The sequence below is a fragment of the Clostridium sp. BJN0001 genome (assembly GCF_022869825.1).
Classification (GTDB): domain Bacteria; phylum Bacillota; class Clostridia; order Clostridiales; family Clostridiaceae; genus Clostridium.
Genome location: NZ_CP094971.1, coordinates 2,182,459 through 2,196,980 on the forward strand (window position 1 = coordinate 2,182,459; position 14,522 = coordinate 2,196,980).

General features: G+C 29.7%; 11 protein-coding genes and 1 riboswitch. All 11 genes read right to left on the bottom strand.

All coding sequences use genetic code 11. The features are described 5' to 3' along the window. Positions 1-245: 245 nt before the first annotated feature. Entirely contained in the window at positions 246-1,790 is a 1,545-nt protein-coding gene (guaA, locus tag MTX53_RS10720) for a glutamine-hydrolyzing GMP synthase (RefSeq protein ID WP_244833770.1), read from the bottom strand. A 160-nt stretch (positions 1,791-1,950) separates the two neighbouring features. Next, positions 1,951-3,408 (bottom strand): IMP dehydrogenase, encoded by a 1,458-nt coding sequence (guaB, locus tag MTX53_RS10725; RefSeq protein ID WP_244833771.1) that lies wholly within the window; start codon positions 3,406-3,408, stop codon positions 1,951-1,953. Positions 3,409-3,551: 143 nt separating this feature from the next. Next, positions 3,552-3,649: riboswitch (purine riboswitch) on the bottom strand. Positions 3,650-3,735: 86 nt separating this feature from the next. Further along, a complete protein-coding gene (locus MTX53_RS10730) occupies positions 3,736-4,176 on the bottom strand; it encodes a type II secretion system protein (protein WP_244833772.1) in 441 nt (146 codons plus the stop codon). A gap of 83 nt (positions 4,177-4,259) precedes the next feature. After that, positions 4,260-6,464 carry a SulP family inorganic anion transporter gene (locus tag MTX53_RS10735; protein WP_244833773.1) on the bottom strand — a complete coding sequence of 735 codons (2,205 nt, stop codon included), beginning with the start codon at positions 6,462-6,464 and terminating at the stop codon, positions 4,260-4,262. Between the two features lie 164 nt (positions 6,465-6,628). Next, positions 6,629-8,257 carry a chaperonin GroEL gene (groL, locus tag MTX53_RS10740; RefSeq protein ID WP_244833774.1) on the bottom strand — a complete coding sequence of 543 codons (1,629 nt, stop codon included), beginning with the start codon at positions 8,255-8,257 and terminating at the stop codon, positions 6,629-6,631. Positions 8,258-8,293: 36 nt separating this feature from the next. Next, positions 8,294-8,578: a co-chaperone GroES gene (gene groES, locus MTX53_RS10745; RefSeq protein ID WP_244833775.1), complete on the bottom strand. Its 285-nt coding sequence runs from the start codon at positions 8,576-8,578 to the stop codon at positions 8,294-8,296. Between the two features lie 270 nt (positions 8,579-8,848). Then, positions 8,849-9,769, bottom strand: a complete 921-nt coding sequence (locus MTX53_RS10750) for a DNA glycosylase (protein ID WP_244833776.1) — start codon at positions 9,767-9,769, stop codon at positions 8,849-8,851. Positions 9,770-9,789: 20 nt separating this feature from the next. Next, positions 9,790-10,203 carry a C-GCAxxG-C-C family (seleno)protein gene (locus MTX53_RS10755; RefSeq protein WP_244833777.1) on the bottom strand — a complete coding sequence of 138 codons (414 nt, stop codon included), beginning with the start codon at positions 10,201-10,203 and terminating at the stop codon, positions 9,790-9,792. Positions 10,204-10,361: 158 nt separating this feature from the next. Then, positions 10,362-11,714, bottom strand: a complete 1,353-nt coding sequence (locus MTX53_RS10760) for a methyl-accepting chemotaxis protein (protein ID WP_244833778.1) — start codon at positions 11,712-11,714, stop codon at positions 10,362-10,364. Between the two features lie 163 nt (positions 11,715-11,877). Next, positions 11,878-12,972, bottom strand: coding sequence for a hypothetical protein (locus tag MTX53_RS10765; RefSeq protein WP_244833779.1), 1,095 nt, complete (start codon positions 12,970-12,972; stop codon positions 11,878-11,880). Positions 12,973-12,989: 17 nt separating this feature from the next. Beyond that, complete coding sequence (locus MTX53_RS10770) at positions 12,990-14,468, bottom strand: MBOAT family O-acyltransferase (protein ID WP_244833780.1); 1,479 nt, start codon at positions 14,466-14,468, stop codon at positions 12,990-12,992. Positions 14,469-14,522 lie beyond the last annotated feature (54 nt).

A 14,522-nucleotide genomic window follows, 5' to 3' on the forward strand; every position in this document is an offset into this window, starting at 1 on the left:
TGTACTTTCACATTATATCAAAATAAATGATATGTTTCTATATAAAGCGAAACTAATATAATTATTTGTCTTGTATTATTTTTATAATTTGAAGTTAAAACCACAAATAAAAAAGACCTCAGAACTGCTTAAATAACAGTTTCAAGGTCTTTATGATTTCCTAATTTTATTCTCTTTTTCCACAGACTAACAATATATAAAATCACTTTCTGTGACTATTTTTTTCTTACCTGTGGATAATTTAATTACTCAAACTCAATAGTAGCTGGTGGTTTTCCAGTGCAATCATACATTACTCTGTTAACACCTTTTACTTCATTTACTATTCTTGTTGTAACTTTAGATAAAACTTCCCATGGAATATTTGCACCTTCTGCTGTCATGAAGTCGCTTGTTAAAACTGCACGAAGTGCAATTGCATAATCGTAAGTTCTTCCATCTCCCATAACTCCTACAGAACGCATGTTAGTAAGTGCTGCAAAATATTGACCTAAGTTCTTATCTACTCCTGCTTTTGCAACTTCTTCTCTGAAGATTGCATCTGCATCTTGAACTATTTTAACCTTATCTGCAGTAACTTCTCCAATTATTCTTATTCCAAGTCCTGGACCTGGGAATGGCTGTCTGTTTACAAGGTAATCAGGAATTCCAAGTTCTCTTCCTGCTTTTCTTACTTCATCTTTAAATAATAATCTTAAAGGTTCAACTATTTCTTTAAAATCAACATAATCAGGAAGTCCTCCAACATTATGATGAGATTTTATAACAGCTGATTTTCCAAGTCCACTTTCTATAACATCAGGATAGATTGTTCCTTGAACTAAGTAATCAACTGATCCTATCTTCTTAGCTTCTTCTTCAAATACTCTTATAAATTCTTCTCCGATTATCTTTCTCTTGCTTTCAGGTTCAGTTACACCTTTTAGCTTTTCATAAAATCTTTCCTGAGCATTAACTCTTATAAAGTTAAGATCATATGGACCATCAGGACCAAATACAGCTTCTACTTCGTCTCCTTCGTTCTTTCTTAAAAGACCATGATCAACAAATACGCATGTAAGCTGTTTACCAATTGCTTTAGATAAAAGTACAGCTGCAACTGACGAATCTACTCCACCAGATAATGCACATAATGCTTTTCCATTTCCGATTTTTTCTCTTAAATTCTTAATTGTAGTTTCTACAAAAGAGTTCATTTTCCAATCGCCAGCACATTTACATACATTAAATACGAAATTATGTATCATCTTCATTCCTTCTTTAGTATGCATAACCTCAGGATGGAATTGTACAGCATATAAATTTTCTTCTTCATTTTCCATAGCTGCAACTGGACATACAGGAGTATGTGCAGTGACCTTAAAGCTTTCTGGAGCTTTTTTAATATAATCAGTATGACTCATCCAGCATATTGTCTTTTCACTTACATTTTCAAATAACTTAGAAGATTTATTATCAATTGTAACTTCTGTTTTTCCATATTCACTTACAGGTGCTGTTTTAACTTCCCCTTTAAGCATATATGCCATAAGCTGAGAACCATAACATATTCCAAGTACTGGTATTCCTAATTTAAACATTTCTTCAGGACAGTGTGGTGACTTCTCTCCATAAACGCTATTAGGTCCACCTGTAAAAATAATACCCTTAGGATTCATTTCTTTAATTTTGTCGATTCCTAATGTATAAGGATGAACTTCACAATAAACATTGCATTCTCTTACTCTTCTTGCGATAAGCTGATTATACTGTCCACCAAAATCAAGAACTAAAACTAACTCTTTTTTCATTATTTCCTCCTATATTGTCTATATAATTTTCTGCTCTTATTATATATTATACAAGTTTTTTTCAATATAAAAATAGAAAATGTAAAATTAAAAATCTTAGAATAACTTCAATTTAAAATTTTACATTTCTATCATTAATATACTTTATAATCTATTCTATTTATTGTCTTACACTATAGTTTGGAGCTTCTTTAGTAATATTAATGTCATGTGGATGACTTTCTCTAAATCCTGCTGCTGTCTGAACTACAAATCTTGCAGTTTCATATAAAGTATCTAAATCCTTAGATCCTAAATATCCAAGTCCTGATCTTATTCCTCCAAGAAGTTGGAATATTGTATCTGCAACATATCCTTTATATGCAACTCTTCCTTCTACGCCTTCTGGTACAAGCTTTTTGTTTCCTTCTTGGAAATATCTATCTTTAGAACCATGTTCCATTGCTGCAAGAGATCCCATTCCTCTATATACTTTGTAGCTTCTTCCTTGATATATTTCCATTTCTCCTGGTGCTTCATCACATCCTGCAAATAATGAACCCATCATTGCAACAGATGCACCAGCAGCTAATGCTTTAACTACATCTCCTGAATATTTAATTCCTCCATCTGCAATTACAGGAATTCCATATTTTCTTCCTACTTCTGCACAATCCATAACTGCAGTAAGTTGAGGTACTCCTACTCCTGCGATAATTCTTGTAGTACAGATTGATCCAGGTCCTATACCAATTTTAACACAGTCAGCTCCTGCTTTTATTAAGTCCTCTACAGCTTCAGCAGTGGCAACATTTCCTGCTATAATCTGAACATCAGGATAAACTTTCTTTATTTCGGTAACAGCCTCTAAAACTCCTTTTGAGTGACCATGTGCTGTATCAAGTACAAGTACATCAGCTTGTGCTTTTACAAGTGCTGCAACTCTCTCCATCATGTTTCCTGTAACACCTACAGCTGCTCCGCATAGTAGTCTTCCTCTTTCATCTTTTGCAGCATTAGGAAATTTTTTAACTTTTTCAATATCTTTAATTGTAATAAGTCCTTTTAAATATCCTTTTTCATCTACTAAAGGTAACTTTTCTATTTTATGTTCCTTTAATATTTCTTTTGCATCTTCCATTGAAGTTCCTTCTGGAGCAGTAATTAAATTTTCTTTAGTCATTACCTGAGATATCTTCTTTGAATAATCTGTTTCAAAAGTTATATCTCTATTTGTAATTATTCCAACTAATTTTCCATCTTTGTCAGTAATTGGTACTCCTGATATTCTGTACTGTCCCATAAGATTTTCAGCATCTTGAAGTGTATGATCTGCTGATAAGAATATTGGATCTGTGATAACTCCATTTTCCTGTCTCTTTACCTTATCTACTTCTTTTGCCTGCTGCTCAATTGTCATATTTTTATGTATTATTCCAATTCCGCCTTCTCTTGCTACTGCAATTGCCATTTTAGATTCAGTTACAGTATCCATTCCAGCACTCATAAGTGGAATATTTAATGCAATTTTTTTAGTTAAGTGAGTTTTAACACTTACTTCTCTTGGTAATACCTCAGATTTATTTGGTACTAATAACACATCGTCAAAAGTGTATCCTGTTTTTAATATTGTTGCCATTTTTACTCCTCCTAAAATAATTTATTTCTTGCATTTGTTTTAAAATATGAATTAAAAATTTCATTTTTTTACTTATTTTTAAGTACAAAAAAAGCACATTAACCTTTTAAGCGACGTTAATATGCTTAAGCGGAAATATTTTCGCTTATACTAATGTCACTCATAGTCAGGAATTTACGGCTCCTGGTAGACACTCCTTGCCATATTCAAGGTATATATGAGTTTTTAACAATTTGATTTCTTTGAATTAAAACTATTATAAATTATTCAAAGTCTAAAGTCAATAAATTTTGAAGTAAAAATTGCATTTCTATGTCAAAAATTTTATTAAGATGTCGATTCTATTTCTTCATTACTTGTTTGATTTTCCACATTTTCTTCATTTCCTTTAACTGAACTTGGAATTAATTTGTCGCTTTCATCTATATTAAAATTTGCTCCCTGAACTATAAGATAACATTCTTCTATAGTGCTTGCATCATCTAGATTAGGAAGATTAACATCACCAACAAGATCTTTTATATCATTATTAGAAAGTGCAACTGTTACTGTATCATCACTATCTATTCTTTCTTCATTTTCTAAATTATAAGTTTCAACTGCCATTACAATCTTCCTACATTGATCTATAACTTTTGTCTTTTTAGCTTCTTTCACATATCCTGTAAGTTTTGGTATCATAATAGCAGATAATATTCCTATTATAGCCATAACTGCAACAAGCTCTATTAATGTAAATCCCTTTTTCTTACCATCTCTTTTTATCATTTCTACTGTCCTCCTGTATCTTTCATTATGATTATTTACCATTTCTATTTTTTTATACAAGAAAACATTATTTTTTAAATTTATTAAACCTCATCTTTAATATCATAAAATTCTTTCATTTTTTCTGCTAAATCAGGATCTGTTTTCTGTAATCTTTCAATATGCTTTTTTCTTATTTCATTTATATGATTAAATGCTGTTAAATTGACTTCCTTAAAATGTTCTGAGACTTTTATTCTTTGTTTCTTAATCATTGCTATTGCATCTGGATTAAGATTTTGAAGTTTTCTTTCAACTTGAGAACGCCTTTTTTCAATTGTTTCTTCAAAATCTTCAGTATTATACTCAGCCTTTTTAGCAATTTCATTTATATGCATTTCTAATCTGTCCAAAAGTTCATTTTCATCGAACAAACCAATTCTACCCCATTTTGCATTAATTTCTGCTCGTTTTATTTTTTCTACTGAAATCTCTTTACTCTGTGAAACACTTTCTAAAACCTCCATTGCAAGCATTTCCATCTTATGTCCTGCATCTTTCCCAAATGCCCATTCAAACTCAAAAAGAGTATCATTTCTTTCACGAACTGTCTGTATCGGTGTTATTCCGTTTTTATCTTCTAATTCATATGGGTATTCTATTTTAGCATCTCTAAGTGCAAGTGTTATAGTTCTTCTTACAAACCCATTATTGATAAATTCTTCTGCACCAAGCTTTCTAAGTTTATCATTTACTGCACCAACATGCTCTGTAATATAAAACCTTATTCCTTTATTCTTAAGTTTTTTAGCTATAAGTACAAGTCTTTCTACTGCTGTAATATCAACATTTCCAATACCACTTGCATCAACAATCACTACTTTTGTATCATCACTTATCTCATTTTCTATATCTTGTTGAAACGTATCAATATTTGCAAAAAATAATGTACCGCTGAATCTATAAATTACTACATTTTTTATTTTATGTGCATTTTTATTTCTTTCAATTCCATAATAGCCATCAAACCCCGGAATTACTCCAAGCATTTCTCTTGGTGGAACAGATGCTTTTAAAATTACAGAAACAAACGAAAGAATAACACCAATTAAAACTCCGTAAATTGTTCCCATAATAAGTACTCCTGCAAAAGCTCCAATAAATATAGCAAATTCACCTTTATCTGTTTTCCATAATCTTTTTGCAACACCTATTTCAAGAATTCCTATAAGTGCAGCAAGTACAATTCCAGTAAGAACTGGAACTGGAAGATATGCAATTATTCCTGTTCCAAATAAAAGAATGAACATCATAGTAATTCCAGATACTATAGACATAATCTGGCTTTTTGCTCCAAATTGTTCTGCCATAGAAGTACGTGACACGCTTCCATTAAGAGGACAACATCCAAAAAGTGATGCTGATATATTAGAAATCGCATATGCAAATATTTCTCTTCCATTTTTTATCTTATAATTATTTTTTATAGCATAACTATTTGCTGTGAGAAGTGTAGATGAAACAATAACAAGTGCAATAGTAAGACTTTCTATTACTAATGTTTCAGGATTGTTTATTAATATAGAAAAATCAAGTTCCTTTAATCTTGGAAGACCTGCTGAAACCTCTGGAAGAAGCTTTACTCCGTATCTATCTACATGAAATAGTATTGTACTTAATGCTCCAGCTATAAGCATCACAACAGATGTCGGAAATTTAGAAGAAACCTTCTTTACAAAAAGAATAATAATAATTGTACTCATACTCATTATAAAAGAAAGCATATTAAAATTTGAAAATTCATTATATATATTAATGATAAGTTTAAATATTTCTCCAGTACCTGATGAGCCTCCAAATAATTTTGGTACCTGCATCATTATGATAGTACTTCCTATACCTGTTATAAATCCTGCTAAAACCGGTTTTGATATATATCTTACAAGTCTTCCTGCTCTCAAGAAATAAAATATAATAAGCCAAACTCCTGTAATAAGTGTAATTATTGGAACAACCTTCATCGCGTCTTCACTGCCTGTAATTATTCCTAAATTTGATATAACTCCTCCTACTAATGCTGCAGGTGCTGCATCAACTCCAAAAACAAATTGTGGAGAAGTCGATAAAATTCCAAAAATAATTACAGGGAATAAAGAACCATATAAACCATAAACAACTGGAAGTCCACCTACTTGCGCATATCCCATTGAAATTGGAATTGAAATGAGAGCTACAATAATTCCAGATATAATATCTTTTGAAATATATTCTTTTCTATAATCTTTACATCCAAAAAAACTTTTCTGCATTATCTATCCTCTTTCCTTACTATTTTATTCTTTTTAACTCTTTAGCTTTAGTTTATATTAAAACTATTATAATTAACAGATGCTATATAAAAAAAAGAGCTATTACACAAAATTGTAATAGCTCTTTATAGGCTTTTTCTGCCTAAACATCTACTTTTTTGTTATTAGTACATTCCGCCCATTCCCATTCCTGGATCTTGTCCTGGAGCTGGTTTTTCTGGTTCTTTTATATCTGCAACTGCAGCTTCTGTTGTTAAGAATGTTGATGAAACTGATGCTGCATTTTGAAGTGCTGATCTTGTAACCTTAGTTGGGTCAACAATACCAGTCTTTATCATATCAACATATTTACCACGTAATGCATCAAATCCAATACCTGGTTCACTGTTTCTAACTTTTTCTATTATTACAGATCCTTCGAGTCCTGCATTTGTTGCGATCTGTCTTACTGGTTCTTCAAGAGCCTTTACTATTGTATTAATTCCTACCTGTACATCAGGAGTTTCAGAAGTAAGTTCTGCAACTTTATTTAATACATTGATATATGCAGTACCACCACCTGCAACTATTCCTTCTTCAACAGCTGCCTTAGTAGCATTTAATGCATCTTCAATTCTTAGCTTCTTCTCTTTAAGTTCTGTTTCTGTAGCAGCTCCAACTTTGATTACAGCAACTCCTCCAGCAAGTTTAGCTAATCTTTCTTGTAATTTTTCTCTATCAAAGTCTGATGTAGTTTCTTCAATCTGAGTTCTAATCTGAGAAACTCTTTCTTTGATTGCTTCTGCATCACCTTTACCATTTACTATTACAGTATCTTCTTTAGTGACTTTAACGCTTTCTGCCTGTCCAAGCATTTCCATCTTAGTTTCTTTTATGTCATATCCTAATTCTTCAGAAATCACTGTACCACCTGTAAGGATTGCGATATCTTGAAGCATTTCTTTTCTTCTATCACCAAATCCTGGAGCTTTTACTGCTACACAGTTAAATGTTCCTCTGATTTTGTTAACAACTAATGTTGCCATTGCTTCTCCATCTACATCATCTGCAATGATTAATAACTGTTTTCCTTGTTTTACTATTTGTTCAAGGATTGGAAGAATGTCTTGAATGTTGCTAATCTTCTTATCAGTTATTAATATATATGGATTTTCAAGTCTTGCTTCCATCTTTTCTGTATCTGTAGCCATGTAAGGAGATACATAACCTCTATCAAACTGCATTCCTTCTACAACATCAAGTTCAGTTCCCATAGATTTTGATTCTTCTATTGTAATAACTCCTTCATTGCCTACCTTTTCCATAGCATCTGCGATAAGCTTTCCTACTTCTTCATCAGAAGCTGAAATTGCAGCAACTCTTGTTATGTCATCTTTTCCTGTAACTTTCTTAGAAATCTTTTTAATCTCTTCAACAGCTGTATTTACAGCCATTCTGATACCATTTCTTATAAGAATTGGATTTGCTCCTGCTGTAACATTCTTTAATCCTTCTCTTATTATAGCCTGTGCTAATAATGTTGCAGTTGTTGTTCCATCTCCAGCTACGTCATTAGTCTTTGTTGCAACTTCTTTAACAAGCTGTGCTCCCATATTTTCATATGGATCTTCAAGTTCAATTTCTTTTGCTATTGAAACACCATCATTTGTTATAAGTGGTGCACCAAATTTTTTATCTAAAACAACGTTTCTTCCTTTTGGTCCTAAAGTAACTTTAACTGTATCTGCTAATTTATTAACACCAATTTGCATACTTTTTCTTGCGTCTTCACCAAATCTAATCATTTTAGCCATATATAAACACTCCTTACTAATATTTTTTTATATCTATTATTCTACTACTGCTAATATATCTTCTTGTTTTAGAATTGTATATTCTTCGCCTGATACTTTTACATCTGTACCTGCATATTTAGAATATAAAACTTTATCTCCAACTTTAACTTCCATTTCTACTTTCTTTCCATCAACTGTAGCTCCTGGTCCTACTGCTACAACTTCTGCTTCCTGTGGTCTTTCCTTAGCAGTTCCTGTTAAGACAATTCCACTTTTAGTCTTTTCTTCTGCCTCTAACTTTTTTATTACTACTCTTTCTCCAAGTGGTTTGATATTCATGAAAAACCCTCCTTAAAATATATATAAAATTTATTTATACTTTTTTCTGTTAGCACTCGTTAAAGTTGAGTGCTAATACAATTATTATAATATCCTTTCTACCCCTATAGTTCAAATGCTCTTTTTTAAATTATATGGCTAAATTTTATCATTATTCTAAATTAGCTCTATTTTTCTATTTATTACTCATTATTTCTCTGTATTACTCTTATTTTTATTCTTCACAATATAATGATACTGCCTAACCTTATAAAATTCCCTATGTAAAAATTATAATTTTATTTTATTTTCACGTGCATAATAGAAAAGATACTGCTGAGCAAATCCAGATAATGTTTTAAATTTGTCTCTTCCAAAAATTCTTATTTTATTAAGTGATACATCAGATGCACCATAAAAATGTATCATTGCACGTTTTACCCATACATCAACAGGAAATGCTGAATGCTTCTGCATAGAAAAAAGCATAACACAGTCTGCCACTTTTGAGCCAACACCTTTAAACTCTTGAAGTGCTTTATGACATTCATCATCATTTAAATTTTTTATATAATTAAGATCATACTTCTGTATCTCTTCTTCATCCGATAAATCATTTTCATTAACATAAGAACTATATATCTTACCTATTGTGTCTAATATGTATTTACTTCTAAAAGATGCTCCTGTTTCTTTTATTTCATCAAGAGATGCATCTTTTATCTGCATAATGGTTGGAAAAGTATAGTATGTTTCCCCTTTATACTCTATTTTATTTCCCCATTTTTCTGAAATTTTATTGATAGTCTTCATTATTGAGGGTATGTTATTTCTTGCTGAAATTATAAAACTTATAAGAATTTCAAAAGGATCTTGATTTAAAATTCTTATTCCTTCTCCAAACTCTATGCTTTTTTTTAGAAGAGAATCATCTGATAATTTTTCTTTTATACATGAATAATCTCTTTCAAGATCAAAATAATCTATCCATACATCTTCAACTTCTTTTTTATTCGTATTAAAAATATGAATTTCATCATTTTCTTGTACTAATTCAATTACTTTTGAATGTGCAACAAGAATATAATGAGTATCACTCTTCTTATAAAATCTAAACGACTGTCCCGATTCAAAAGTCTGTTTAATACTAAAATTCTTAACTCCAGATATTACAGCATGATCTCCTCTTTCAAATACTGTTTCATAATCCAATAAACTTACCACCTTTATAATTAATTTCCCTTTTCTTCTTTAATAATTTCTCCCAAAATTTCTGCAGAAGTTTCTATCATATGTAAACAAGATCTTTCCTCTTTATCGTGAATATTCTTCTTTAAATCTGCACATCTTATATATCCTAAAGAAGATTTAAATCTTTCTATAAACTTTTTTGACATTGCTCTAACTTTAGGACTTTTGTGTCCACTTACTTCTGTAAATAGAATGCTTATTGAAGCTATAGCTCCACTTATTGCTCCACATATTTCGCCAACTCCCATTCCTCCTCCGAAGCCTGCCATTGTCTTTAATGTTTCTTTAGAAATATCTAAGCTATATTCTTTATTAACAGCATATAAAATACATTCTGCACAATTAAGATCTAATTTTTTATCAAGCCAGAGCTCTCTAGCTGTTTCCTTTAACATTCTTACCACAATCCTCTCTATTTTATTCTGTTTTTATTTTCTTATACATTATAACAGATAATATAAAATAAAAGTAAAATAAATAAAGGGCAGATAATAAATGCGTACATCATTTATTATCTGCCCTTTATAATTCTCTATAATTTAGAATTTATTTTCTATTCATATTTTCTTATTTTAAATCCTTCAAGAAGCTTGTCTAAGCTTTGAGACTGTGCTGTAAGTTCTTGACTTGCTGCAGCACTTTCTTCTGCTATAGCAGAATTTGACTGTACTACATCAGCTATTTTGTCTACTCCTTCATTTATCTGCTTAACTGAAGCTGACTGCTCAGATGCTGCCTGTGCAATCATATCTATATAGACAACTGATGCAGAAACTTCTTCAACTACTTTACTTAAAGACTGTGCTGTATCATTTGCAAGGTCTTTTCCTCTGTTTACTGCATCAATAGAAGTTTTAATTAATTCTGATGTCTTATTAACTGCTTCTGCACTCTGCGATGCAAGTTCTCCTACTTCTTCTGCAACAACAGAAAATCCTTTTCCTGCTTCTCCAGCTCTTGCTGATTCAATAGCTGCATTTAAAGCTAAAAGATTAGTCTGTTCTGCTATATCATCAATTGTTGCAATTATATTGTTTATATTGTTTGATGATTCTTCAATTGCATTCATAGCCTCAAGCATCTGAGTCATCTTTTTATTACTTTCATCAATTTTATTTGAAAGATTATTAGATATTTTACTTGTTTCAGATGCATTCTGTGCTGTATGTTGTATTCCCATATTTATTTTTGCTATGGAAGCTGTAAGCTTATCAATTGATCCAGCTTGATCTGTTGTCCCCTCTGATAAAGTCTGCGCTGTCTGTGCTACTTCTCCTGATCCTCCGCTTACTTGTTTTGTAGCTGTTCTTATTTCTCCAAATATGTAATTAAGATAGAATAATATTTCCTCAATAGATGCTTTAAGTTTCTGAAAATCTCCTTTATATTCAATATGGTCATCCATATTAATATCAATATTTCCTTGAGATATTTCCATTAATATCTTCTGCATATCAGATATTGACGCATTGATTGTAGATTCAATTTTAAAAAGTGATTGTTCTAGTTCATAGAATTCATCGTCTTCTTTTGAATCAAACTTCATCTCAAAATTTCCATCTGCCATTTGTGAAACTTTTTCATTTATACTTAAAACTTTTTCTTTTGAAATGTTTGAAATAGTTTTAGGTAAATTTTTTACCTTTTTAAATAATACTCCTGCTAGTATTATTGCACCTACAAATATTAAAATTTGAACTAAATTTAAAATTGTTAATGTACTTTGAGCAGAAACTGATAATCCATTTGATGCTGATAATGATGCTATTATTTTTCTATAACTAAAGTTAACAAAAAACATCATAACTGCAAAAACTAGATATATAATAAGTCCTATAGAAAATATTCTACTAAAAGTTAAATGCAATCTTTCTTTAACTGAAAGATCGTCTTTTTTAGTTTTCATTACACATACCCCCTCTAAAATAGTATTACATTTTCTAGTATATACCTTTTTTTTAAATATTTCTATATTTTTTGTAAATGTTTAAACGTCAACAAATGAAAAAGCAATCCATATAAATGTAATAAAACTCATTTATATGGATTGCTAATTTTATATATCTTATTTAATCTGATATTGGCTTTAATAAAGCATCTGTCTGTCGTTCTACAACTTCATAAATAACTATATCTGGCTTCATTTTATCAACTACTTCATCATTAAAATCTCTTCTATGTACAAAATCTATCTTAGAATAATATCTTGGAAGTGTATATTCAAGTGCTAGTCTAAAAGAATCACCTGCAAACAAGATATTCTTTTTATTATCAGAATTTGATGTATAGTCATCAATCTTATTTTCATCTTGTGCTTCATACTTAGGCTCTTCACTATCCTCTTTATGTACATACTCATATTCATTATCATCATTGTATTCACTTAAGTTAAGTATATTAAGTAAATCGTATTTCTTCGTTTTCCCATTTACTAGAACATTATTCTTATTAAATTCTTCATCTTTATTTAAAATCACATTATTTATCTTCTGCGCCGCAATCTGTGCACCAATTCTATTCCAATGTGTATCATTTTTATAATATTCTTGTACTTTATTCTTATTTTCTAAAAGTTCATCTTTAACACTAATAATATTAAAATTATCTGTTTTTAATTGTTTTATAAGTTCGTCTGATTTTCCTTCTTTATTAACAACCTTAATATCAGATGGCATATATTCTGAATATATCTGATCCTTATTTGGAGGAATCATTATATATAATTTAATTCCTTTTTTTTGCAATTTATTCTGTAATTGCTTAATATTATATTCTATTGTTTCAATTTGATCTTTTGAATATTTATTTGTACCCATATAATCAGCTACTGTATCACCATCGTTACCATCTTTACTATCATAAAATAGCCATCCTTCTTTTCCTAAAATGACTTCCGATGCATATATTTTATGAAAAATCTTATAATCCAATAAATTTGTTATTTTTACTATTCTTCTAGTACCTGCAATTCCATTTATATAATTACTTTCAATATTTTTAGTACATAATTTCAAGTCATCATTTATATTACCATCAGACTTTTCTTTCATCTGCTGTATGCTCGTTTTAATTACGTTATATGGATTATTACGTGCAAAGTTAATCAACATAAACGACATTATTATACATAAAAAAGCAATTGTCATTAGCTTATTTTTTAACATTTTTACTTTTTCCTCCTTTAGAAGTTGAAATAAATAAATGGACTATATGTTGATTTTATAATATATGATATATTAACTATCAAAAGTATCATATATGAAAATGAATATCCCATACTATAAAGCCAATCAAACATTTTATTATTTTCTATTTTGGAAGATAAAATTTTAAATCTATTTGTAATAAAAGGTACTATCGGTATACTAAATAATATTGCTGCAATAAGAAAATATTTATTTGTATAAATAAACCAAAGTGTAGTACTATCAAAAAAGCAATTTGAATTAACTCCTATCATAGATTCAATATATTTAACTGCATCAGTTAAATTTGGTGCCCTAAATAATACCCATCCAAAAACCACTGCTATTATGAGATAAATATGTTTAAAAGCATTAAAAAATACAGGTATTTTTATATTTCTTGTATAATTTTTAATTATCTTTTCAATAGATATTAGTACAAAATAATATAATCCCCAGAATATAAAATTCCATGCTGCACCATGCCATATACCTGTAAAGGCCCATACAACAAATGAATTAATTATTGTCCTTTTGAGTCCTTTTTTATTTCCTCCGAGTGGTATATATACATAGTCTTTAAACCAATTTCCTAAGGAAATATGCCATCTTCTCCAAAATTCTGTTGCTGTCTTTGATATATATGGATAATTGAAATTTTCCATAAACTCAAATCCAAACATCTTTCCTAAACCTATTGCCATATCTGAATAACCTGAAAAATCAAAAAATATCTGCATTGTATATGCAACAGCACCTAGCCATGCAAATGAACCAGGAATTGTTCCTTGATCTGCAAGCATTGTAAATGCTTTATCTGCAAGTAATCCTAAATTATCAGCTAAAATTACTTTCTTTGATACTCCAACAATAAATCTTTTAACACCTTGTCCAAATTTATCTGTACTATGAATTCTATGTTTTATCTGTGCTGCAATAGTATTGTATCGTACAATTGGTCCTGCAATAAGCTGTGGAAAAAATGCTATATAAAGCCCTAAATTAATTATATTTCTCTGAGCTTTTATTTTATTTCCATCTACCACTTTACTTCTATATACATCAATTACATAAGATATAGCCTGAAAAGTAAAAAACGATATTCCAATTGGTAATGATATCTGTGGTTCTGTAATATTACTGCCTAACACTGCATTTATATTACTAATAAAAAATTTCAAGTATTTAAAGAGAAACAGTATTCCTAAATTTGATGTAAGCATAATTATAATAACAAATTTTTGAATCTTTTTATTTTTTTCATTATTTTCAACAAGTATTGCATAAAAATAATTCATTATTATTGATAATATAATTATACTTACATATACAGGTTCTCCCCAAGCATAAAATAATAAACTTACTATAAAAATAAATAAATTTCTAAAACTAATAAACTTTTGAGGGATTATATAGTATCCAAGTATTGTTATTGGAAGTAGTACAAACATAAAAATAGAATTACTAAATACCATATCTTTTCCTTTCTTTTTGCATATAATAATTATTTTTTACATATTTTTCATTGT

Coding starts and splice junctions, on each gene's coding strand:
- MTX53_RS10730 (WP_244833772.1), bottom strand. CDS start 4,176: ATGATAAAAAGAGATGGTAAGAAAAAGGGATTTACATTAATAGAGCTT.
- guaB (WP_244833771.1), bottom strand. CDS start 3,408: ATGGCAACAATATTAAAAACAGGATACACTTTTGACGATGTGTTATTA.
- MTX53_RS10770 (WP_244833780.1), bottom strand. CDS start 14,468: ATGGTATTTAGTAATTCTATTTTTATGTTTGTACTACTTCCAATAACA.
- guaA (WP_244833770.1), bottom strand. CDS start 1,790: ATGAAAAAAGAGTTAGTTTTAGTTCTTGATTTTGGTGGACAGTATAAT.
- MTX53_RS10755 (WP_244833777.1), bottom strand. CDS start 10,203: ATGTTAAAGGAAACAGCTAGAGAGCTCTGGCTTGATAAAAAATTAGAT.
- groES (WP_244833775.1), bottom strand. CDS start 8,578: ATGAATATCAAACCACTTGGAGAAAGAGTAGTAATAAAAAAGTTAGAG.
- MTX53_RS10760 (WP_244833778.1), bottom strand. CDS start 11,714: ATGAAAACTAAAAAAGACGATCTTTCAGTTAAAGAAAGATTGCATTTA.
- MTX53_RS10765 (WP_244833779.1), bottom strand. CDS start 12,972: ATGTTAAAAAATAAGCTAATGACAATTGCTTTTTTATGTATAATAATG.
- groL (WP_244833774.1), bottom strand. CDS start 8,257: ATGGCTAAAATGATTAGATTTGGTGAAGACGCAAGAAAAAGTATGCAA.
- MTX53_RS10735 (WP_244833773.1), bottom strand. CDS start 6,464: ATGCAGAAAAGTTTTTTTGGATGTAAAGATTATAGAAAAGAATATATT.